This is a genomic window from Clostridium sp. AM25-23AC (genome assembly GCF_003435125.1).
GTDB lineage: Bacteria > Bacillota > Clostridia > Lachnospirales > Lachnospiraceae > Pilosibacter > Pilosibacter fragilis.
Genome location: NZ_QWGI01000039.1, coordinates 349 through 20,825, shown reverse-complemented (window position 1 = coordinate 20,825; position 20,477 = coordinate 349). Strand labels below are relative to the sequence as shown.

Below are 20,477 nucleotides of genomic sequence, written 5' to 3'. Positions count from 1 at the left end.
ACAAGCATCCTTCTCTTTCAGCTCGGTCAATTCCGATTTGTCATAATCATTCTATCATACCGTTATGAATAAATCATCTCTTGCAAAATAATTTCTTCTGCCCGGTTGTGAATGTTATTGCAACGCCGCACCCATTCCATTTCTTGGGTTCGTTTCAATTCCTCGGTCACGCCCTCGGCATCTTTCATCTGCTCCATGATGGTGTCTAACCGTTCCTGTGCCTGTTCGTTCAGGTCTGCAAGGTATGTCCATAACTCCCCGGTCAAGGTCAATGTGTTCAATCTGACTGGGTGGACTTCCCTTAAATATTCCCTGTGCATCCGTCCGTACTTTCCAATAGGGCGGTGTTCCTTCGGCAGCTTCAAATCCGGGATATAGTAATCTCCGACAAGGATATAATCAATTCCGTTTTCCGTTATTCTTGGTTTCAGTTCGCTCATGTTCCTTACCTCCTGTGGAAGTAGGCTCGTCTGGTACTAACTCAATCACATCGGTAATCTCACAATTCAGCGTTTCGCAGATACGGGCTAATGTGTCCATGCTGATGTGCTTTCCCTCTTTACTCATGTTGGCAATCATATTCGTTGTCATACCAGCGGCAAGCCTTAAATCTTCTTTTCGCATATCACGCTCTAACAGTGTGTGCCAGAGTGGTTTATAGCTGATGTGCATATTGTTTTCCTGCCTTTCTACCCATACCACCGGGGCGGCTGCCCCGGCAGGAGCTTTTCTCTTATTATAACACCAATCTTGTGAAATCACAATTTATTCTTGTAGCCTGCCGCTGATACCGTCTGGATTGGTTTTTCCTTTCTTTTTGTTCCCTTTAATTAGCCATGAACTGCTTCATGCCCTGGGACTTTGCTGATGTGTGATAAAGAAGTAGTAGAAGTGTAAAAAATTTTGCCGTTCCTATCCGGCGTTTGCGCATTGCGCCGGATAGGTCGGGCGGTCATTCGGGCAGGTCTACCTTGCCAACGAAAGAGTAATAAATATCAATGTCCTGTCTGCGTGTGCCGTTCTCGTCATAGCTGCACTCATGCACAACGATTTTCTCCACAAACTCACGCAAAAGGGTAGGGGTAAGTTCTTCAAAGCTGGTGTACTTGCGGACAACATTCATAAACTTTTCTGCGTTTACCGTGGCTTCCTGCGCTTTGGAAAGCTCTGCCCGGATAGCGGCGGCTCTCTCTTTCAGTTCTTTCTGCTCGGCTTCATAGTCTGCCGACAGCTCCGTGAAACGCTCGTCTGAAATGCGCCCGGTCACGCTGTCCTCATACAGCCGCTTGAAGATAGCGGATAACTCGCTGATACGCTTCTCGGCGGCTTCCAGCTCCTTTTTCCTTGCGGCGTTCCTGCGCTTGCCCCCGTCCTCGTTCTGCTCGATCAGCAGCTTCATAAACCGGGCTTCGTGCTTCGCTGCATAGCTGGTGACTTTCCGCAGATTGTCGGTCACTCCGGCGGTCAACAGGTCGGTGCGGATAAAGTGCGCCGTACAGTCACGGGTACGCTTCTTGTAGCTCCCGCAGATATAACAATCCTGCTTGCGGGTGGCGTTCTGGTAACGCTGCTGGTAAAGGACGCTGCCGCAGTCGGCACAAAAGAGTATGCCGGAGAATAAGCCCACTTCATCATAGCGGTTCGGGCGTTTGCGCTGCTTGCGTAACTCCTGCACACGCTCCCACATCTGGGTGTCAATGATAGGCTCATGGTGGTTCTCGAAAATCGCCTGTTTCTCAATGGGGTTCTCTACGCTGTGCTTGGTCTTGTAGGACGGCTTCTCCGTCTTGAAGTTTACCAGACAGCCCGTGTACTCCCTGTTTTCAAGGATATGTACCACGGTATTGGTCGCCCACTTGCACTCATAGCCGGGGTGGTAGCGGCGGGTGCTTCCCGTCCGACGGTATTCCAGCGTTCCCGGCGTGGGGATCTCCTGCTCTGTGAGCATACGGGCTATCTTGGTCGGCCCGTTCCCGGCAAGGCACAAGCTGTAAATCTGCCGCACAACAGGGGCGGCTTCCCCGTCAATGATAAAATTTTCGTCCTCGTCCATAAAGTAGCCGTATACGGGTTTGCTCGTGACGGGCTTCCCGCTCATACCCTTAGACCGTTTTACTGCTTTGATTTTCTTGCTCGTATCTCTCACCAGCCATTCGTTAAAGATATTCCGCAGCGGGGCAAAGTCATTGTCGCCCTGTGCGCTGTCCACTCCGTCATTGATAGCGATAAAGCGGACGCCTTTCTGTGGGAAAATCATTTCCGTATACATTCCCACTTGCAGATAGTTTCGCCCTAACCGTGACATATCCTTGACGATAACGGTGCCGACTTTTCCGGCTTCAATGTCCGCAAGCATGGCTTGAAAACCGGGTCTTTGGAAGTTCGCCCCAGAATAACCGTCATCTGTGTACCATTGCAGATTGGAAAAGCCGTTCTGCTTCGCATAGGTTTCAAGAATACGCTTCTGGTTTGAAATAGAATTGCTCTCACCTTGCAGCTCGTCCTCGTGGGATAATCTCGGATAAAGGGCGGTAATAAGGTTTCGGGTGGTCTGTCTTAACATAGTGTCCTCCATTTCCGACAGCCAGCCCCACTATTCCGTATGACTATCATACCACACGCCGGGGCTGGCTGTACAGTCCTTTCTGCTTCTTTACGTCCCGTCAAATTGCCGATTTTTGTGTAGCAGCTTCCGCTTCCAGCACTTTCAGCATTTTATCGGCGGCGGTGGCGGTGGTGTCCTGCTTGAAATAGCCGGAAACGACAAGGACAGAATTACCTATGCGGATTTCCGTCACGCAATCCGGGCGGCGGGTGCTGCGGTCATTCTTTGGGGTGTTGGTCATAGGCGGCTCTCCTTTCTGTTCATCAGCTTTTTCAGTTGTCCCATTTTCTCCTGCGCCGTGGCTTTTCGGAAGTTGCTCCCGGTAAAGCGGACAGGAGAACACATTTCAATCAGACGGTCATAAATGCGGGCGTGGGCGGTGTCCTCCGGGTGCTGCAAGTCCTCCAGCGTGAGATTAGTCGTGACGATCAGCGGCCTGCCGCTGCGGTAACGGCTGTCAATCACGTTGTAGACCTGCTCTAAGCCGTATTCCGTTCCCCGTTCCATTCCAAAATCGTCAAGGATAAGCAGCGGGAAGCTGCAAAGTCGGGAGATATATTCATTCCTGCCCTCAAAGCTGGCGGCAAGGTCACCCAATATCAATGCAAAGTTTGTCATGCACACGGGGATTTCACGCTCCATAAGGGCATTTGCGATACAGCCCGCAAAATAGCTCTTGCCTGTGCCAACGCCGCCCCATAGCAGATAGCCAATGTTGCGCTCTTTCATGGTTTCCCAGTTCTCCACATAGAAATGGGCGTGTTCCATTTGCGGGCACTTGCCGTTGTCGTTCTCAAACGTCCAGCCCTGCATAGCCGGGTCTGTAAAGCCCCGCCGCTTCAACCGCTCGACAGTTTCAAGGTGACTGCGCTGTTTCTCTGCGGCTTCCCGTTCCTCACGCTCTGCCCGCTGGCAGTCACATTCTGCCGGGTGGCGGTCACGCCCCAGCCATGCGGCGGTTTCTTTGGGGAAATAGCCCTCTTTGGGCTTGTGGCACTTCCCGCAGTATAAAAGCCCGTCCTCGCCGGTGTAGTCCTCCGGCTCCGGCGTGGTGTCGGTCATATTCAAAATCATTTCATCAAATCCATTCGTCATAAGCTCTCGCCCTCCTTACAGGTATAATCGGGTATGCCCTTTTTCGGGGCTTTCTTGGCTGCGTCCTCCTGCGCCCACTTGAAAATCGTGGCTGCATGGCTCTTGTATTTCCTCCCGCTGGAAGCGATATGGCAGGATAGGCGGTCAATGTAATACTCCCACTTGCCGGGAAGCTCTGTTTTCAGCCCGTCAAGCTCCGTATCGGAAAGAATGACATTGTGGTATCTGCCATAGGCGGCGGGGGCGGGGTGTCCCGTTTCTAACTCTCTCTCTTTTTCTATTTCTATATCTATCTCTTTCTCTATCTCTATCTCTGGTGGACAAATGTCCGCTCGATATGGTGGACATTTGTCCGCCCCTGTCTGCGGCAGGGCTTTTTGTTCCTGCAAAGCCAGCCGCGCCCTGCGCTTGCGCTCCCCCTCGGTAGAGGACTGGCCGATTAAAAGCTCAATGTTGCTCATGTAGAGTGCGCCGCTTGGCAAAGGCTCCACAAGCCCCAGCTTCATAAAGATTTTCAAAGCTCTCTCTACGGTACCTACCTGCTGGCGGGTAATGGTCGCAATCATCTGGGCGGTGTAGGGGATATTCTCGTCAAGCTGCAATTTCCCGCCGTTTTTCAGCGATTTCAAGTACAGCTTCAAGAGAATGTTGGAATAGATAACGCCGTCCTGCATACTTTCCAGCAGAACGATTGCATCATCGTCAAAATAGCTCTCTTTCAGCTTGAGGTAGTAATATTTGCGGTTATCTGCCATAGGCTGCGTCCTCCTTTTTCCAGCGTTTGGAATAATAGCGAGGGCATAGTATGATAACCGCCCGGAAGCTCTGTTTGCAGTCACGGGTGCAGCCCCGGCATAGGTCGTTGTAAGTGATACGGTTGCGGTGGTTGAGGAAGAAAGACCATTCCAGCCGCCGCTTCTTGCTCATTCTCGGCAATGGTAAGCTCCTTTCTGCCGTTCCTATCGGTGTAGCGGGATAGGGGGCATTTTCTGTATGTTCTCGGTATCATTTTCGGGCTTTTTCTGCCCTGTAAGCCCCGTTTGGAAGTCGGGGAGTATTGCGGTAAGGGTTCATATCATACCTGTATTTTTGTAGGGTTTCGGTATCATTTCGGGGCGGTCTTTAACGCTCCTGTTCACGCTTTTTCTGCTGGCTCGGTGCGCCCCTTAAAATCTGGTCGATATTGCGTCTGACTGTCTGAAGCTCCTGCGCCCGCTGGCGTTTCTCCCGGTAGTCGTTATATCCGGCGTTCTTCTGGACGGTAAGCTGCTCAATCTCCCTTTGCAGGGCTTTGCTGGCTGGCAGCTTGGTTATTCCATGCTCCCGGAAATAACGGGCGGCTGTGTCCGCTATGATAAAATCGCTTTCGTGCTGTTCCCGGTAGGCTCTCCGGGCTTTCTCCGATTTCTGCGCTTTCAGACCGTCACGGGCGGGCTTCGTGCCGATATAGCCCAAAAGGTTGCGCTGCAATTCCTTTTTCTCCCGGATAGCGGCTTCCAGCCCTTTCAGTCCGGCAAGGCTCTCCTGCGTGGCGGTGTTGGCTGCGGAAATGGCAGCGTCCAGCTCGTCCGGGGAAGAAAAGCCATACTGCTGGTAGAGCATGAGGGTAGCCGACATCTGTTTGAGGTTGTGCATGGTCGCCCACTTCTCATAGCCCCGTCCTTTCCCCTCGGCTCGCTTGGCGGCTATGTCTACCATGCGCTGTACAGCGTCATTGTTCGGGGCGTTTTTCGCTTCTTTTTTCGTCCGTAAGCGGTCTTTGATACTGCCGGGGTATTCCGCTATGGCTGCGGGTTTTTCGGCGGCTCTGGCGGCGTTCTGCTCCAAAACGGAGAGGACAGCAGCCCGGTCAAAATCGTCCCCCAGCTTCCGGGCGGTAATTGGCTTCGTCCTGTCCGGCGTGAGGTAACTTAGCCGCCCCCGGCTCTCCTTGACGGTCACACCATGCCGGAGAAGCAGGGCGGCAAACTCATCAAAGCCGGAAGCAGCGGCAAGGGCTTCCCGGATAGTCCGGCGCAGCTTCGCCTTATCCGTTTCAAACTTGGTCTGCCGGGGCGCGATACCGTCCGCAGCAATAGGGGCGTTGGCTCTGTCAAGGGCAGCCTGTCCTTTCTTCTGCGCCCAATACTCACGCTCGGTAATGCGTTCTTTGCTGCCGTTCAAAAGGTCTATCTGGTAAAGCCCCTCGCTGTGGCACATCTCCATGACTTCGGCTTTCAGATAGTTCATAGCTGCGTCCGTACAGCGGTGCTTGCAGCCTGCTTTCCTGTCCGCTGGCCTGTCCATGTGGGGCAGCATGGGAACCTCCGCAATCCGCAGACTGTTAATGACGATATGCACATGGATATTTTCGGTGTGGCTGTGTCCGTCCGGGTGGGTGCAGACAAGGGCCTGGTGTCCGGGGAAATGCTCGGCGCAGAACTTCTCGCCCAGCTCCTGCGCCCGATCAACGGTCAAGCCGTTGTCCGGGCCGTCCCGTGGGTCAAAGCTGATGATGTAGTGGTGGCTCTTTACGTCCTCCCGTTTCTGGTTCTTGCCGTAGCGGAGATTGGAGCGCATACAGGCAACGGCAAAATCCTCCCCGCCACAATTCAGAGAGGATATGCGGTAGTCTACCCTCGGTATGAGCCGCCCGTCTGCGTCAAGGGTGGGCTTCATGGTAAACTCGTCATGCTCGAATGTGAGGTATTTTTCAGCGTCCCCGTAGTTGGCATTTTTAGAGCTGATATGTTTGAGTATCGCCAACGGCTTCACCTACTTTCTGCAAGACTTCAAACTTCAAGGCGGCAAGGTCGGCGGCGGCTCCCCGCACTTCCTTTTCCAGCCCCCGGTAGGGGCTTCCGTATTCGTTCAGGCTCCGGGCAATCTGGTTTAAGTTGCCGCCGATTTTCCCGTACTCTGCCGTGAGCTTGGAGAGGGCGGCAAGCAGCCCGTCATTGACCGGGGAAACGGTGACAATGGGGCGTATGGTCGCTTTCCGTATGGCTTGCCGGATAAACTCGGACTGGCTGATTTCATAAGCCGCCAGCCGCCCGGTGAAGTCGGCGTATTCTTCATCGGTCATGCGGGTCTTTACCACATGACGGCGGTGGGGCGTATTGTATTTCTTTCGCATGGTCTGTGACCTCCTTTCTCGCCCGACAGGGCGCATAGCAGGGTTTGGGGAAGGCACTCCCCAACAAGATTCCCGCAGGGGCAAAAATAAGCGGAGAGCGAATTTTGGCACCTCGGTAGAATCTTGCTCTGAAAAACTCCGGCGTTCCCCGGCTCCCGTCCTTTCCGCTAACAAAACGTTTCAAAAGGGCTTTGCTACCCGCTATTCCGGCTTATCTTGAAAATTTTCCTTTCACTACCTACAACACCACGCAAAGCAAAATGGACGGAGATTTTTAGAATTTCCCCTCTATTCCCTACAACACCACGCAAGCCGGAATAGGCGGACAATGGCAGTATTTTTTTCTTTGATACCCTCTACGGATAAGTAAGGGATTTTGCCAACTGCGGCGGCTATTTTCCCTTTTGTTTTTTCATACTGGGGATTTTCAAAAATGCCAAACAGGAACGAAAAAAAGCAGCAAATCTGTTGAATAGATTTACTGCTTTCTGGTTGCCGGCGAAGCGGCGGTTATTCAGTTGTAGGCGGTAGGGCTATCTCCCAAAGCGGAACTTGAAAATAGCTGTGAGAAGCGTCTGGGTGATGTAGTCCTCTGTATCTTGGTCTACCCGTCCATTCACACGGGCGGCACATTGTATGCGGCGGCGGTAATACTGCAATACAGTTCCCACCGCTTCCGGCTCCCCGCTGGCGGCTTGGACGATTGTTTCATAGGGGAGAAGCCTATTATTTCTCATATGCCATTCCCTCCATTTCCGCTTGGAGCTGCCGTAGGGCTTTTCGGATATGGTAGCCCGCTGTGCTGCGGCTGCGCCCGTACTGTCTGCCAATTTCGTGCTGTGGAATACGCTTGAAAAAGGACAGGTAAATCATTTCCCGCTCCCGTTCGTCCAGCCGTGACAGGGCTTCCGCAAGTAAACCGCTGCTGAAAATGACCGTATCGCCGCAAAGGGTAAGTATGTATTCCTCGTCCGGCTCCGGGGCTTGGAAATATTCATCTGTCGTGCCTAAAGGGTAGTGCTTTTCGTCTGTGAGGTATTCAAGGGATATTTCTCTTTTGTGCTTCCTGCTCCGTGTCCTCGCTGCGTTGATCGTTGCATTTCGGATAACGACTTTGCAAAAGGCATGGAAAGTGTACTCGATATGTTCCCGATATTCTTCTGTACAGGTCATGGAAAATCCCCCTTTCCTCCCAAAAGGGCTGTGGCTGGTTAGTAGTTGCTTTTTATGATAGTAAGGGGCGGCAGCACTTTAGGCTGTCGCTCCTTGACTGCCTAACTGCAAAACCGGGCGGGGCTGTCAACGGCGGGCGAAGCCCGTTCATCTTGACCGTTGACTGGCTCGGCCGGGTTTGCTATTTATCCGGCAAACTTGAATTTATTTTAAGCTATCACGTTTTACCTTTTTAAGCCTTACTATCATTACCATAGGAATTTCTTTATTGTTTTTGAAACATTCTTCATAAAATCCATCAATGACAAATCCAGCTCTGAAACAAAGGTTAAAAATATCTTGTATGGAACGATGATAATAAATCTGCTCCTCCGGCTGCCCTTCGATCGCTATATCATAGTAACTGTGCGGTGTCATATATTTTTCAGTCAATGTGATAAAACAAGGGTGCTGCGTTGCAAAGACAAAAATCCCGTTTTCCTCCAATAGTTCATAAACAGCCATAAAAAGCGGTTCAATATCCGTAATATCCATAATTGCCATATTAGAAACTGCTTTCGTAAAGGCTCGATTTCTTTTTAATCCTAATAAGCTTTCTCTATTGGTCGCATCCGCTACGCAAAACTCAATTTGTTTTGCATATTGTGATCGCCGTCTTTTAGCCAATTCTATCATTTTTTTGCTGTAATCAAAAGCGACGACCGAAGCGCCTCTCTGTGCAAGATACGAAGAATAATTTCCATTGCCGCACGCAATATCCAAAATGTAATCCGAAGGATCAGGAGAGAGAAGTTCCGTTACTTTGGGACGTACTACCTCTCTGTGAAATTCATTGGATTCGTCACCCATTGCATCATCCCAAAATTGTGCGTTTTTCTCCCAGATCTTTTTGCTTTCCTCTGTTCCCATGTTCTCTCCCACTCCCAAAATTTGCCTTTTTGCTTCCATTAAATCTTCCTTACTATATTCCATTGTTACCCTCCATAACTTCTGATTGTTGCCGTCTTGACTATTATGTATCTTTTCTTTCCAAAATGGTATAGGCTTTTATTTTTATAATGCTGCAAAACTTTTCTTCTGTAAGGTATTCAAAGGATATTTCCCTTTGCCGCCGCTATTGGAAAGCCAAAAGCAGCGGCTTTTTTACGCGATATGACCGAAAAGACTAGAAAGCAGGATATGTCATCATTTGTCATTTCTTCTCAATGTAATAACTGCATGGCATATCAAGCCAAATACAAGAGAAAAACAGCCACCGCCAAATAGTGATGCTCCCCACCCTGCACCCGACATTGTCATAAAACCGCCAACAAAGAAAATACCAATGCCAAGAAATATCCCGACACCATAAAAAAGTCCAATTGCCATATCATACTTATTAAATTGTCGTTTCTCTTTTTTTCACATGTTTCCATTTTTGTTATTACCTCCTTCGCAAAATCGTCCATGTGGACTCCAAAAAGAAAACAAATTTTTTTCAACGTATTTAAATCGGGTTCATTAACATCTCTCTCCCAATTCGATAGCGCCTGCCGGGTAACATTCAATTTCCCAGCCAGTTCTTCCTGTGTCATTCCCGATTGTGTTCGCAGATGACGTATTTGCTTTCCTGTTGTAATATCCGTCTGTTTCTGGTTCAAAATGGTTCCTCCTCTCTGATGCTGATTTTATCAATGATATTTCGCAATAGCCAGCAATGAACGTTTGCATTGCGCAAGATGTTACATTATCTTCTGAAACATATGCCGGATCTTGTCTAAACGGCTGTTCGGGCGGCGTGGCTGAAACACAGGCTCGCCGGAAGTTTCCTGATACCCTTTTAATTCTGTAATGCAGACACTTCTTCCATTTGTATAAAAATTCAAATCATTTCTATATTCACCAATACAACGGGCAGGGATTTCCCCCTTAAAAATAACTTCATCTTTTTCAAGTCTGGTTGATTCAATGATTGCGCAATACTTTGGTGCGTCATTATAAGCCCGTGAAAGATATTCCTGCGGTGCAAAAAGGGTAAAGGAAAGGTATGGTTCCAACAGTTGTGTTCCTGCTTTTTTCAATGCCTGCTCCAACACGACAGGCGCAAGAAAACGAAAATCAGCGGGGGTGCTGACCGGGCTGTAATAAACTCCATAATCAAAACAAATTTGGCAGTCTGTCACTCCCCAGCCATATAAGCCCTGCTCCATTCCATAACGCACACCCTCCATGACGGCATTTTGAAAACTTTGGTTTAAATAGCCGAGAGATACCTCGCTTTTATATTGTGTTCCGCTTCCAACAGGAAGCGGTGTTACAGTCAAACCAATAGATGCCCAAAACGGATTCGGCGGCACTTCAATATGAATCGTGTAGCTCGCTTTTTTTTGCGGTCTTTCCAGATAAATAACCGAAGGCTCTTTCATAGCCACGCCCACATGATATTTTTCTTCTAATAGCGAACAAATAACTTCTAACTGTACTTTTCCCAAAAAAGATAATATAATCTCATGTGTAACAGTATCAATGTCAAAATGCAAAAGAGGGTCTGTATCAGCAATCTCTGTGAGGGCATTTAACAGGGCTTCCCTTTGCTCCGGCTTTTGCGGCTCTACCGTTGTCCGAAGTAATGGCATGGGATTATCAATCCGTGTTTTGTGAGGCAGGAGTTTTTCATTTCCCAGAATGTCGTTCAGTTTCAAAGTATCATCAGCTAAAATAACAATTTCTCCCGGACAGGCATGGTCAACCGGGACGATTTCACCATTTGACGGAATACACATTTCTGTAATCTTTATTTTTTCCTTTTTTGACAGCAGCAGGGTATCCCGTAAATGGAGCGTCCCATGATACAGGCGTAAATAAGAAAGCCGTTTTTTCCGCTCTGTATACTCAACCTTAAAAACATATCCACATAATTCAGACTGAATATCGTCTGTTTCTGTAATGAAAGTTTCTGTAATCGCTTCAATCAGTTTTTCTGTTCCTAAATTGTCTTTTGCACTCCCATGATAAACAGGAAACAAAGAGCAGCATCTGGTTCTTTTGCACTTTTCATATTGTAATTCCTGTATATCCAAAGAATCCTCTGCAACATATCGTTCTAATAGTTCATCGCTTCCGGAAATAATCATATCCCATTTGTCCAAATCAGAAATATCGGTCATGGTTATCTTTGGCGACAGGGAAACCTCCTGCATGACAATCATATCACTGGTAAGTTTATCTTTAATGCTTTGGTAAACACGCCGCAGGTCGATCCCATTTTGGTCTATCTTATTTATAAAGATAATTGTCGGAATGTCCATTTTCTGAAGCGCATGGAATAATATACGGGTTTGTGCCTGTACGCCGTCTTTTGCCGAAATGACTAAAACAGCTCCGTCAAGGACAGATAAAGAGCGGTATGCTTCGGTTAAAAAATCCATATGACCGGGAGTGTCCACGATATTGATTTTATAATCATTCCAGCAAAAAGAAGTAACCGCTGTCTGAATGGTAATTCCGCGCTGCCGTTCCAAAATCATAGTGTCTGTTCTTGTAGTTCCTTTATCCACGTTTCCTTGTTCCGCAATCGCTCCACTGGTGTACAGCAGGCTTTCCGTCAATGTTGTTTTTCCTGCGTCTACATGGGCGAGAATTCCAATATTGATTATTTTCATGTGATTGTCCTCCTTTTACAGCCCCAAAAGGGCATAAAAATCCCCAGCAGTAAAATACTTTTACCACTGGGGATTATAATTTGCGGACATACACATATACAGCATACACCTGTTTGTGATTGCTGTTTTTCGGATATGTCAAAATTGATAAGGCAAAAGTATTCTTAAATTGGGTACAAAAAACCAAGCCCCCACAAAAGGGACTATCATAATCCTTTGTTCCCACTATTTGATTATAGTTTTATTTAAGAATACCTTGCCGCATATTTTTTACTCCTTTTTTGGAATGATGCTATTATATCACATTAGTTTTAGGAAAGAAAGTACCTAAAAGAAATTTTTCTTCCCCTTATATGTAACAATCATACCGACTTTCTGGCGTTCAGAATGGTTTCTGCTGTCTGCTGTGGTGTTTGGTTGGAATTGTCCAGCCAAAAGCCGATCCGTGGTGTTGTCTGCATAAATGTATCGTATAAGGTTTCAACCGTAAAGCCGGAATAGCCTGTTTTCTCCCTGTATCGTTCCCTTCCTTTTATTGTTTCCACATCTGGACAAAGAACGACAACCTCAACAGGGTATTTATGCGGCACAAAAAATATGTACATGTAACTAATTCAACACATTTATAATTTGAATAGGGACATTATAGCATTTACTAAATACAAATTCAATGTATACGGAAATAAAGATATAAGGAGTGGGAAGGATTCCGCCGTAGTCGGCATTGTAGGAAAATCCAAAAGTTTAGATTTTCCCACAATGCTTATCTTTTGGTCTTTGGTTCGGAATAGTGTAGTGCTGGCGGTCTATCTCTTGTTTTCGGTTGCTTGCTTCCTTACCGTACATGAGCATTGGAGCCCGGGTTATCCGAGCCGTAGCCCTCCAGCAGATTAACCACGCCCCACACGCCAAGGCCAGCGCCGAGAGCAATAACGAGGGTCTGTAAAGTGTCGATTGCAGATGAGAAAAATGCCATATAAGCCTCCATTTCTCCGGGATTTTCCCGGTAGCAAAAAAGCCGCCCATACAGGCGGCAGGTTACAAACTTCGGGACACTTTGTCTCGAAGCGTTTATGCAAAGGCGTCTGGATCGTCGATGTCATCATAGTTGAGGATGTCCTCGTCATCTTCCGTGAGTGCATCGTCCGGCACAGCCACCTCATACATCGTACACGCCTCGTTCAGCCCGGGCCGCCTGCGGCGGTTAATGAGCCTGTCGAGGTCAAAAGCGTTTTTCTGTTTATCGGCCTCCGCCGTATAGCGGTAGTTCGGATGCCGTTTCAGATCATACTTGGGAGAGAAGAACGGGGGCAGGCCCCGAAGCTGCAAAATACATTTATCTCCCGGCATGGTTGCAAGTTCGGCTGGGGTCATCAGTTCCCGGCCCAGCCGCTGGGTATTTTGACTGTAGCTTTCCGACTGGCCACGGGAACGGCTGTCGGTCTGCATACTGATTGTGGCCTTTCCCAGCCAGTTTTCGGATATTTCCTTGATGGTGCTGGCTTCGCGGCCACCGAGGAACACCACGCTGTCCATGTTGCCGAGGATTGTCTCGGCGTGTTTATCGTAAATGGCCTTGCACTGTGCTAACTGCTGATACAGCAGGCACAGACTCACCTCGCGGGAGCGGATAACCGCGACCAGCTTTTCGAGCTGGGGCACCTGTCCCGTGTTGGCTGCCTCGTCCCACAGCACTCGTACATGGTGCGGCAGGCGGCCACCGTGAACATTGTCCGCCCGTTCACACAGGAGGTTGAACATCTGCGAAAAAGCAAGCGCCACTAAAAAGTTGTAGGTCTGCGTGGTATCGGAAATAATGAAGAATACCGCCGTTTTCCGATCTCCGATGCGGTCAAGCTCCAATTCGTCATAGGCCATGACTTCACGAAGCTGCGGGATGTCAAAGGGAGCCAGCCGCGCACCGCAGGAAATTAAAATGCTTTTTGCCGTCTTGCCGGATGCGAGTTGTCAAGGACTTTTTTATCAAATTCAAAAATAAGTTACATTTTCCGCACCTCCTCACGGAGCAGACGCTTGATTTTGTCCTCCATCGTCTCTTTTGCGGTCTGGCTGAAATGGACACGGACGATATAGGTTGTCTTGCCGATCTGCTTTCTGACAGTCGGGCAAGTGGCGGTGTTAGTTGCGGTATTGTTCATTCAAAATCCTCCTGTAAATGAAAAATGCCCGGTGACTGTTCATCATCGGGCGGTGTCAGTATGAGGGAACAAGGCAAGGCGGCAACATTAAGGTATCTATAAAAACCTTGCCGTCTTTGCCACGCTTGCCGTGTTCCTGTTGTCAGTTTCGGAGATAGCAGACCCATGCTGTGCCGTCTTTCTCGGTCACAAGTCTGTCCCCGATACGGCTCTTTGCCGTTCTCATGGTGCGTGAAGAAATCCCACGCTCATTGACTGCCTTTTCCAACTCTGCGCTCGGCATACGCTTTCCGTCCGCAAGCAGTTCCAGAATGAGCATTTGCGCCTGTGCAGTCTTGCTCTCGGTCTTGGCGGTGTCTGTCCCGGCAAGAAGCTCGTCAGCGGTAATGTCATAAGCCCCTATCCACTCAAAACCTTTCTCATCTCCCAGAGAAAAGGCAAGGGACTGTCCGGGCGGCGCAAGGGAGCTTTTCTCATGGATAAGCACCCTCGTTGTCGGAATGTCCTTCAGCTTGCCAATAAACAGCAGACTGCGGACTGCCGCCGTAATGTCGATAGACCCCAATCCCCGGTAGGTGCTTTGCGTTCCTGCGGCTTTGTTCAGGTGTCCAATCAGCACGATAGCGCACCCAGTAGCCTGTGCAATGTCTCCCAGACTGCGGAAGATGGGACGGACTTCATTTGCCCGGTTCATGTCCACATCTGCGCCCAGAAACGCCTGTACCGGGTCAATGATAACAAGCCTTGCGTTGTTCTCACGGATTGCCCTTGCTATGCGCTCATCGGCAAGGGTCAGAGGTGCGTCCCTGTCATCAATGACAAGCACTCGTTCAAGGTCTGCGTCCGCTTCTATCAGTCGGGGCTTGACGGTATCGCCCAGACCGTCCTCGGCAGTTTGATAGATGATATTGAAAGGCTCAAGTGTCTCCATACCGGGCAAAGGCTTTCGATTGGTGCAAGCCGCCGCAAGGCGCATGGCAAAGTAGGTCTTGCCCTCGCCGGGATTGCCCTGGATAATTGTCAGCTTTCCAAATGGGATATAGGGAAACCATAGCCATTCCACGCTCGTCAGCTCCACATCAGCCATACGGAGCATTGGGACAGGCTGGGCGGTGGGCAGCTCTCGCAGCGTGATTGTCTCGGCTATGAATTTGCGGTTTGGAATATCCGCTTGCTGACGGAGAACATCGTTCCAGTCTTTCCTTGCCGGGACAAGGCGAATGACGGCGATCTCGCCGGGAATGGACTGTGCCAGTCGTGTGCAGGCTTCATTTCCTGCGGTGTCGCTGTCAAGGCAGAGGAACACTTTTTGGGTGTCCTTGCGCTCAGAAAGAAAACGGTCAAGGGCTTTGCCAGAAACGCCGCCCAGGGCAAGATAATTTCTTGTCTGCCAATCCTGCGGATAAAGGCAGATAAACGATAACAGGTCAATCGGCGCTTCAAAGACAAAGAGCTGATTGCCATTACCCTCGTGTCGGAACGGATAGGATTTGTCAGACCCGGCAATGTCCTGTCTGAATGGGTCTGCCGTTCCTCGCACATGGGCGTATCTCGGTGTACCGCTTCGGTCTCTGCCGACAAACACAACATTGTGCCGCTTTGCGTCCTCGTAAATATCCCCGGAAAGAAGAAAAGCCTCAACAAGCGTTTTGTTGAGACCTCGGCTTTCTGTGAGATATTGGATTGCTCTGTCGGCTGTCCTGTTGTGCAAGGGCAAGTGAAACGCTGTGGGCGGTGCTGTGCTGGCTTCGCTCTGTCCCTCACCGCTTTCGCCGGTTAAGAGCTGGACAGCTTCGGGAAAGGACTTGCCGTAAAACTCCATGACAAAATCAATGGGATAGCCGCCCTTGCTCTGGCTGTGGCGAAACCACTTGTTTCCCCGGACGGTCAGGCTGTCATGTTCTTTCCAGCGGTATTCCCGTCCGCTTTTGATAAGCGTCTCTCCCTGTGTGCGGAGAAAATCTTCCAAACTGACGGCGTTTGCCCGGTCGATCTGTGCTTGGGTGTACTGCATGGGCGTCCTCCTTACTTCTTGAAAACAGCGCATCGTCTGCAAATGCCATGCTCACGCTCGTCCAGCGTGTAGGGGCAGTTCGCACATTCCTCGCCGTACTGTCTCATGATAACAGGCAGATAGCCCAGCTCCTGCAACATATCAATCTGGCGGTCGGTGAGGGTGGCTTCAAAGGCAAGGCATTTCCGGGTGTGTTCGTCCAGCTCGATCAGGTCGGAAAGCGGTCTGCCATCGGTCAAAGCTTCTCCGCTCAAAAGGCGTTTTGCCGTTCTGCGGATGGGGTTGTACTCGTTCTTCCAGTCGTATTTTTTCATCGGGATATATCCTCCTTTTTGTGTCGTGTTTGGGGTCGATTTTGGAGCTTTTGTTCCTCTGTGCGCTCGTTAAATCGGGCGGCAGTATCTACACATGACTTGACCTTCCAAAGGCGGTGTAAATCGTCTCTGACGGTCTTAAACTCGCCATAGGTGGTGTTGTGCGCCTGTTCCAGCTCGTCATACTCGTCGGACAGCTTTTTCATATCCACCTTGCCGTCTGGGAACTCCCCGGTCAGCTTTCGTCTGGCGGCGTAGAACTGTATCAGTTCCGCTTCATGCTCTGCCTTGTACTTGGCTCTGGGCTTCTCAAACTTGATTTTCTGCAAGCCGTCATAGACAGGCTTCAAGCTCTGGAAAGCAGCGGAGCTGTCATAGAGCCGCTTAATCGCTTTCATTCGGGCGGTCTGCTCGTCCAGCGTTTTCTTCAAGCTCTCGGTGGCAGCACTGTGTTCGCTGACACGGCGTTCCAAATCCTCAAGGGAGTAAATGCCGTTTGCCCGGAGATAATTGAAAGTATCGTTCATCTCCTTTAGGTTGCTGACCTTGCCTTTCTGCGAATAAGCCCCGGCTCTGCGGCTGGTGTAATAGGCGTTCAGCAGAGAAACAAGGTCGGGTGCCTGCGGCTTGGCAAGCTCCGCTTTTGCTTCGGCAATCCAATCAAACAGGAGAGCGATTTTCTTCTTAATGTCCCGGATAACGGCATTGGTTGCCTTGATCCAGCGGTTGAACTCGCCTTTCTCGGTGCGTATGCCTTTCTTCTCCATTGCCCGGACGGTTGCGCCCTCATGGACGGTGGGAAGAAGCTCCACGCCCTGACGCTCATAGCTTCGGTGGTCGATGCGAACATCAAGCCCTTTCTCCGCAAACTTGGCGTTGCATAGTTCCGCCCATGTCTGACGCCAATGTTCCAGCGTTTCGGGACTGCCCCAGTCGGTAGTGGGAACGGCATTGAAAACATACTCGCCGTTCTGGTCTCTGATACGATTTCCGTCCTCGTCCAGCTCATACACCCGGCGTTGCTTTAGCCCCCATTTACCGTTCTGCTCAATGGGACGGATGGGGCAAAGCACATGGAAGTGTGGGTTTGGTATGCCGCCGTCCTCCCGGTCTGGCTGATGTACGGCGAAGTCAACCACCATGCCACGGCTCACAAAGTTCTCCAATAAAAATTGCCTTGCAAGAGCGATGTTTTCCTCAAGGGAAAATTCATTCTGCAAGGCAATGTCAAAGCTGTATGCAAGCTGGGCGTTCTTTCCACGCTCGGCTTTTTCCACGGCGTTCCATAGGGTCTGGCGGTCTGCGTATTCTGGCGGTGCATGGGACGGCAAGAGAATGTCAGAGCAGATCACGCCGCCCTTGTGGGTGTAGTCGCTGTATTCGCCGTAATACTCGCTATACAATCGCTCCCCGGCACGGTAGGCGGCAGAAGCAATAGCGGACTGTCCTGCGCTTCGCTTAGTCTGCGTGACGCTCAGATGAAATAGTGCCATCGGCTTTCAACTCCTTTTCTCTGTTTGTTTGGCTGATGTGGGTAATCGCCATATGGCGGATGGCTCGTTGGACTTCGGACAGGGAAAAGATGTACTCCATCAGCTCTGTCATTTCGGTGCGTGTGAGATCTTTGATCTCCGGGGCAAGGCTCTCAACCGTGCCGCCCAGATTGCAAAGGCGGTGGGTGCGCTTGGTGCGTTCGCCTTTCTCCAGATATTTCTTTCTGTTCTCCAAACGCTCCAGCTTGTGCTGTTCCTGTGCAAGCTGCGTCTCGGCTCGTTCCTTTTCGGTTCGGAGCTGTTCAAGGGTTTTCGATTTTGTCATTGTGATTGACCTCCTTTTTGGATAATAGGTAAAAAAAAAGACCGCCAACTTTTCGCACATTGCGACCAGTCAACGGTCTATTTTCCCGTATTTACTTGTTATAATTAAGTCTGCTGATGGAACATGGTAATAATTTTGCAATCAGGGCAGATTTCTATAAAGAGCGTTCCTTCTGCACAATCCTCAATGGTATCCCAATGAATTTGAGCAAGGTACTTCATTTTCCTTCCACATTCAGGACATTCTCTATATTCCCAATCCTGTACCCAATTTGCAAATCCTCCAATAGTATTAACATCATTATTGAATGCTCCATAAAATAGTGGTCTTTCTTTTTCTGAAATTACAAGTCTATTTTCTGCCATCGCATTCAAATACTCATCACTGTAATAGTTCTCATCTGTACCGTCGTACTCTAAAATTTCGCTTTTCCCATCAAGGGTAAATCTATTTGAAATTCCCTCTGAAAGTGTGACGCAATTCGGACAACAACTCGCAGTAATGATCCCATCAAGTCCCAAAAAAGCAAATCGTTCATCTCTGCCATCTAATACAAGAATATCAACCAATTCACAACCGCAATGAGGACATTTTTCACCTCTTTTTCTGGCTATGAAAGTTCCATTTTCGTTCTTGGTCTTTCCAAGCTCAAAAGAAAAACATTTATCGTAAGTCAGTTTGATATATTCATTTTTACTATCAAATGTCCATCCGGCTTCTTCTGCATAAACATCAGAATCGACATACAGTTTTTTTCTCCATGGTCGTGGATTCTTTTTCAATTCATATAACACACCTTGTGCCTTTTCATCTCCTACCATTGCCAAACAACCTAAAAGCCTACTACCCTCATTCTCTGATGTTGTTGCCATGAGCTTTTCAATCAGTTTGTCTCTGATTTCTCCATCAGCTTTATAATACAGCTCGCTTGGATAATATATTTCTCTTTTGCAAGCTACTCTTGCAATCTCCTTGCAATCAATTCCTCTTGTCATTAGGTCATTGAAAAGTTCATACTCATCAGATGAAAAAAATTCATCTTTCTCTGTAACTTTCAGTTTCTCTATAACCTGTTTCTTTTTCTCTTCTATTTCTTGTAATGACCAGTTATTGACTTCTTCTCTATGGTGTTTTGCTCTACAACTCCAGCAGAGTCCTTCAAACCCTAAAGCTGTTCCGCACTCTGGACATTTATAGTTTAATCCCATAAGTTTCTCCTTTCAATTTTTCATTTTTGTTATCAAACTTGCTGGCGGCGAACGGTTTGTCAAAACCGTTTGCGGACGGCAAGTACACAGGGGATAGTCGCTTTAGCGGCGCAAGGGGGTGTAGCCACCTTGACGGAACGAAGTGACGAAACATTCTCGATCGAGCAGTTTTCTTCTGCTGACCGGAAATGAAGCTCCGCAGGACGCACTACTCTCGACAGAGAGTATAGAAGTGCGCCCTTTAGTTCCTAAAGGGATTTTATCAGTTCGACAAACTTGAAGTTATCGCTTCCTCACCTATGTAGAAGAGTTGTCTTTCAAGTATAGCTCCATCATGATTTTAGCGATTGGATCGTTTTTCCAATGAAATCTATCATCAGGTGTTTCCCCATATGGGAGTATAAATTCATTCGGTTCAGCCCAATACGACCACTTGCACCACGGCATATCCTCAATACAATCTTGTTTCATTTCTAAAACTTCTTCCATCAAATATCCCCATGATTGATTGTCTAAGCACAGTTTTTTTCCATTATCAAAATACGGTACACCATATCTGCCCGCTTGATGATAAATTCCTGAGAATTTTATTCCATGACAGCGCAAATAAGAAACAGTTGCTTTCCAAGCCGCCATAGTTTCTTCATACTTCATCCACTGTATTTCATTTTCCTCCAAATTCTCATCTTCAAAATCACCAATAAACTTATAATTTTCATCGTGCCATGAAGTAAATCCAATGAGTTCCATATATTTTCCTACCTTAACAAACATTACATAAAAGGAGTTCACGTTTCATTCCTATATTTGCTTTAACTTCCGATTTGTTGCTCAAGTTCATCTTAGAATTATACCATAAAACTTGTGAACAAATCTACCGGAACTTTTGCAAAGTAAGAGAAAAGTATGAGAAAAATCCGGACAGCTTTCTGCCCGGACTTTCTCATTTGATTACGCAATCTGCGTTCCTTTCATCGGCTCTCTCTGCGGTAAACTGCTGACGGGAACGAACACTCCCTTTGCAATGTCCTCTGCACGAATGGCGGCTTTCTTGGCTTCGATTTCTGCCTTTTTTCTCCCCTTGATTTTGTCCTCGTATCGCTTCTGCGCTCCGCTGGCTTTCCGCTTCAAGTAGTTCTGATGAAGCCTGTCCTTGCGTTCCTCACGCTTGCGGATTTCCTCTAATTCTTCCGGGGTCAGCTCCACTTCTCCAAACGCCGGGGGAACGAATCGCCCAATAAAATTGAAGTAAATCTCGACCTCCTGTGTGGTCTGTATACTGCCTTTACGGTCACGCTCATGCACAAGGATTTTCTCGATAAACTCGTTGAGCAT

General features: G+C 48.6%; 23 protein-coding genes and 2 pseudogenes. All 25 read right to left on the bottom strand.

The window, feature by feature from the left end; translation table 11 throughout:
- Positions 1-62: 62 nt before the first annotated feature.
- Complete coding sequence (locus tag DW677_RS16250; protein ID WP_003020283.1) at positions 63-440, bottom strand: TnpV protein; 378 nt, start codon at positions 438-440, stop codon at positions 63-65.
- A complete protein-coding gene (locus DW677_RS16245) occupies positions 400-762 on the bottom strand; it encodes a helix-turn-helix domain-containing protein (protein WP_006060467.1) in 363 nt (120 codons plus the stop codon). Before DW677_RS16245 ends, DW677_RS16250 begins: the two co-directional genes overlap by 41 nt.
- 190 nt (positions 763-952) lie before the next feature.
- The gene (locus DW677_RS16240) at positions 953-2,563 is read right to left on the bottom strand and encodes a recombinase family protein (protein WP_002605633.1); all 1,611 of its coding nucleotides are present in this window, start codon (positions 2,561-2,563) and stop codon (positions 953-955) included.
- 100 nt (positions 2,564-2,663) lie between these two features.
- Complete coding sequence (locus tag DW677_RS16235; RefSeq protein ID WP_002605634.1) at positions 2,664-2,846, bottom strand: transposon-encoded TnpW family protein; 183 nt, start codon at positions 2,844-2,846, stop codon at positions 2,664-2,666.
- Positions 2,843-3,700 (bottom strand): ATP-binding protein, encoded by an 858-nt coding sequence (locus DW677_RS16230; RefSeq protein WP_002605635.1) that lies wholly within the window; start codon positions 3,698-3,700, stop codon positions 2,843-2,845. Before DW677_RS16230 ends, DW677_RS16235 begins: the two co-directional genes overlap by 4 nt.
- Positions 3,697-4,455 (bottom strand): phage replisome organizer N-terminal domain-containing protein, encoded by a 759-nt coding sequence (locus tag DW677_RS16225; protein ID WP_002605636.1) that lies wholly within the window; start codon positions 4,453-4,455, stop codon positions 3,697-3,699. The genes DW677_RS16230 and DW677_RS16225 overlap by 4 nt, the downstream gene beginning before the upstream one ends.
- On the bottom strand, positions 4,445-4,636 hold the full coding sequence (locus DW677_RS16220; protein ID WP_006058351.1) for a hypothetical protein: 192 nt from the start codon (positions 4,634-4,636) through the stop codon (positions 4,445-4,447). The genes DW677_RS16225 and DW677_RS16220 overlap by 11 nt, the downstream gene beginning before the upstream one ends.
- A 186-nt stretch (positions 4,637-4,822) precedes the next feature.
- Positions 4,823-6,445 carry a relaxase/mobilization nuclease domain-containing protein gene (locus tag DW677_RS16210; protein WP_002602093.1) on the bottom strand — a complete coding sequence of 541 codons (1,623 nt, stop codon included), beginning with the start codon at positions 6,443-6,445 and terminating at the stop codon, positions 4,823-4,825.
- Positions 6,417-6,815 (bottom strand): plasmid mobilization relaxosome protein MobC, encoded by a 399-nt coding sequence (locus tag DW677_RS16205; protein ID WP_002602094.1) that lies wholly within the window; start codon positions 6,813-6,815, stop codon positions 6,417-6,419. Before DW677_RS16205 ends, DW677_RS16210 begins: the two co-directional genes overlap by 29 nt.
- A gap of 533 nt (positions 6,816-7,348) precedes the next feature.
- Positions 7,349-7,552 carry a helix-turn-helix domain-containing protein gene (locus tag DW677_RS16200; protein ID WP_002602095.1) on the bottom strand — a complete coding sequence of 68 codons (204 nt, stop codon included), beginning with the start codon at positions 7,550-7,552 and terminating at the stop codon, positions 7,349-7,351.
- Positions 7,542-7,988, bottom strand: a complete 447-nt coding sequence (locus tag DW677_RS16195; RefSeq protein ID WP_002602096.1) for a sigma-70 family RNA polymerase sigma factor — start codon at positions 7,986-7,988, stop codon at positions 7,542-7,544. Before DW677_RS16195 ends, DW677_RS16200 begins: the two co-directional genes overlap by 11 nt.
- Positions 7,989-8,192: 204 nt before the next feature.
- A complete protein-coding gene (locus tag DW677_RS16190) occupies positions 8,193-8,960 on the bottom strand; it encodes a class I SAM-dependent methyltransferase (RefSeq protein WP_002602097.1) in 768 nt (255 codons plus the stop codon).
- 323 nt (positions 8,961-9,283) lie between these two features.
- Entirely contained in the window at positions 9,284-9,628 is a 345-nt protein-coding gene (locus DW677_RS16185; RefSeq protein WP_002602098.1) for a helix-turn-helix transcriptional regulator, read from the bottom strand.
- Between the two features lie 81 nt (positions 9,629-9,709).
- Complete coding sequence (gene tet(32) / locus DW677_RS16180) at positions 9,710-11,629, bottom strand: tetracycline resistance ribosomal protection protein Tet(32) (protein WP_002602099.1); 1,920 nt, start codon at positions 11,627-11,629, stop codon at positions 9,710-9,712.
- Positions 11,630-11,991: 362 nt separating this feature from the next.
- Positions 11,992-12,213 (bottom strand): annotated as a pseudogene (locus DW677_RS19225) (phosphotransferase); the annotation flags it as partial.
- Positions 12,214-12,464: 251 nt separating this feature from the next.
- Positions 12,465-12,605 (bottom strand): Maff2 family mobile element protein, encoded by a 141-nt coding sequence (locus tag DW677_RS16170; protein WP_014080223.1) that lies wholly within the window; start codon positions 12,603-12,605, stop codon positions 12,465-12,467.
- A gap of 95 nt (positions 12,606-12,700) precedes the next feature.
- Positions 12,701-13,597 (bottom strand): annotated as a pseudogene (locus DW677_RS16165) (TraG/TraD/VirD4 family protein); the annotation flags it as partial.
- Positions 13,598-13,629: 32 nt separating this feature from the next.
- Positions 13,630-13,788, bottom strand: a complete 159-nt coding sequence (locus DW677_RS16160; RefSeq protein WP_006428300.1) for a transposon-encoded TnpW family protein — start codon at positions 13,786-13,788, stop codon at positions 13,630-13,632.
- Positions 13,789-13,930: 142 nt separating this feature from the next.
- Positions 13,931-15,802, bottom strand: coding sequence for an AAA family ATPase (locus tag DW677_RS16155; RefSeq protein WP_117567807.1), 1,872 nt, complete (start codon positions 15,800-15,802; stop codon positions 13,931-13,933).
- Positions 15,803-15,813: 11 nt separating this feature from the next.
- Positions 15,814-16,116 (bottom strand): hypothetical protein, encoded by a 303-nt coding sequence (locus DW677_RS16150; RefSeq protein ID WP_024729653.1) that lies wholly within the window; start codon positions 16,114-16,116, stop codon positions 15,814-15,816.
- Complete coding sequence (gene mobQ, locus DW677_RS16145; protein ID WP_117567806.1) at positions 16,113-17,609, bottom strand: MobQ family relaxase; 1,497 nt, start codon at positions 17,607-17,609, stop codon at positions 16,113-16,115. Before mobQ ends, DW677_RS16150 begins: the two co-directional genes overlap by 4 nt.
- Positions 17,575-17,934, bottom strand: a complete 360-nt coding sequence (locus DW677_RS16140) for a DUF3847 domain-containing protein (protein WP_008727134.1) — start codon at positions 17,932-17,934, stop codon at positions 17,575-17,577. The genes mobQ and DW677_RS16140 overlap by 35 nt, the downstream gene beginning before the upstream one ends.
- 104 nt (positions 17,935-18,038) lie before the next feature.
- The gene (locus tag DW677_RS16135) at positions 18,039-19,142 is read right to left on the bottom strand and encodes a hypothetical protein (RefSeq protein WP_117567805.1); all 1,104 of its coding nucleotides are present in this window, start codon (positions 19,140-19,142) and stop codon (positions 18,039-18,041) included.
- Positions 19,143-19,439: 297 nt separating this feature from the next.
- Positions 19,440-19,892 (bottom strand): hypothetical protein, encoded by a 453-nt coding sequence (locus DW677_RS16130; protein ID WP_117567804.1) that lies wholly within the window; start codon positions 19,890-19,892, stop codon positions 19,440-19,442.
- Between the two features lie 201 nt (positions 19,893-20,093).
- Positions 20,094-20,477 (bottom strand): DUF4368 domain-containing protein (locus DW677_RS18930; RefSeq protein WP_242992205.1); only part of this gene is annotated, 384 nt, incomplete at its 5' end.

Coding starts and splice junctions, on each gene's coding strand:
- DW677_RS16135 (WP_117567805.1), bottom strand. CDS start 19,142: ATGGGATTAAACTATAAATGTCCAGAGTGCGGAACAGCTTTAGGGTTT.
- DW677_RS16150 (WP_024729653.1), bottom strand. CDS start 16,116: ATGAAAAAATACGACTGGAAGAACGAGTACAACCCCATCCGCAGAACG.
- DW677_RS16160 (WP_006428300.1), bottom strand. CDS start 13,788: ATGAACAATACCGCAACTAACACCGCCACTTGCCCGACTGTCAGAAAG.
- DW677_RS16230 (WP_002605635.1), bottom strand. CDS start 3,700: ATGACGAATGGATTTGATGAAATGATTTTGAATATGACCGACACCACG.
- DW677_RS16240 (WP_002605633.1), bottom strand. CDS start 2,563: ATGTTAAGACAGACCACCCGAAACCTTATTACCGCCCTTTATCCGAGA.
- DW677_RS16195 (WP_002602096.1), bottom strand. CDS start 7,988: ATGACCTGTACAGAAGAATATCGGGAACATATCGAGTACACTTTCCAT.
- DW677_RS16225 (WP_002605636.1), bottom strand. CDS start 4,455: ATGGCAGATAACCGCAAATATTACTACCTCAAGCTGAAAGAGAGCTAT.
- DW677_RS16170 (WP_014080223.1), bottom strand. CDS start 12,605: ATGGCATTTTTCTCATCTGCAATCGACACTTTACAGACCCTCGTTATT.
- DW677_RS16130 (WP_117567804.1), bottom strand. CDS start 19,892: ATGGAACTCATTGGATTTACTTCATGGCACGATGAAAATTATAAGTTT.
- mobQ (WP_117567806.1), bottom strand. CDS start 17,609: ATGGCACTATTTCATCTGAGCGTCACGCAGACTAAGCGAAGCGCAGGA.
- DW677_RS16140 (WP_008727134.1), bottom strand. CDS start 17,934: ATGACAAAATCGAAAACCCTTGAACAGCTCCGAACCGAAAAGGAACGA.
- DW677_RS16200 (WP_002602095.1), bottom strand. CDS start 7,552: ATGAGAAATAATAGGCTTCTCCCCTATGAAACAATCGTCCAAGCCGCC.
- DW677_RS16155 (WP_117567807.1), bottom strand. CDS start 15,802: ATGCAGTACACCCAAGCACAGATCGACCGGGCAAACGCCGTCAGTTTG.
- DW677_RS16235 (WP_002605634.1), bottom strand. CDS start 2,846: ATGACCAACACCCCAAAGAATGACCGCAGCACCCGCCGCCCGGATTGC.
- DW677_RS16205 (WP_002602094.1), bottom strand. CDS start 6,815: ATGCGAAAGAAATACAATACGCCCCACCGCCGTCATGTGGTAAAGACC.
- DW677_RS16190 (WP_002602097.1), bottom strand. CDS start 8,960: ATGGAATATAGTAAGGAAGATTTAATGGAAGCAAAAAGGCAAATTTTG.
- DW677_RS16250 (WP_003020283.1), bottom strand. CDS start 440: ATGAGCGAACTGAAACCAAGAATAACGGAAAACGGAATTGATTATATC.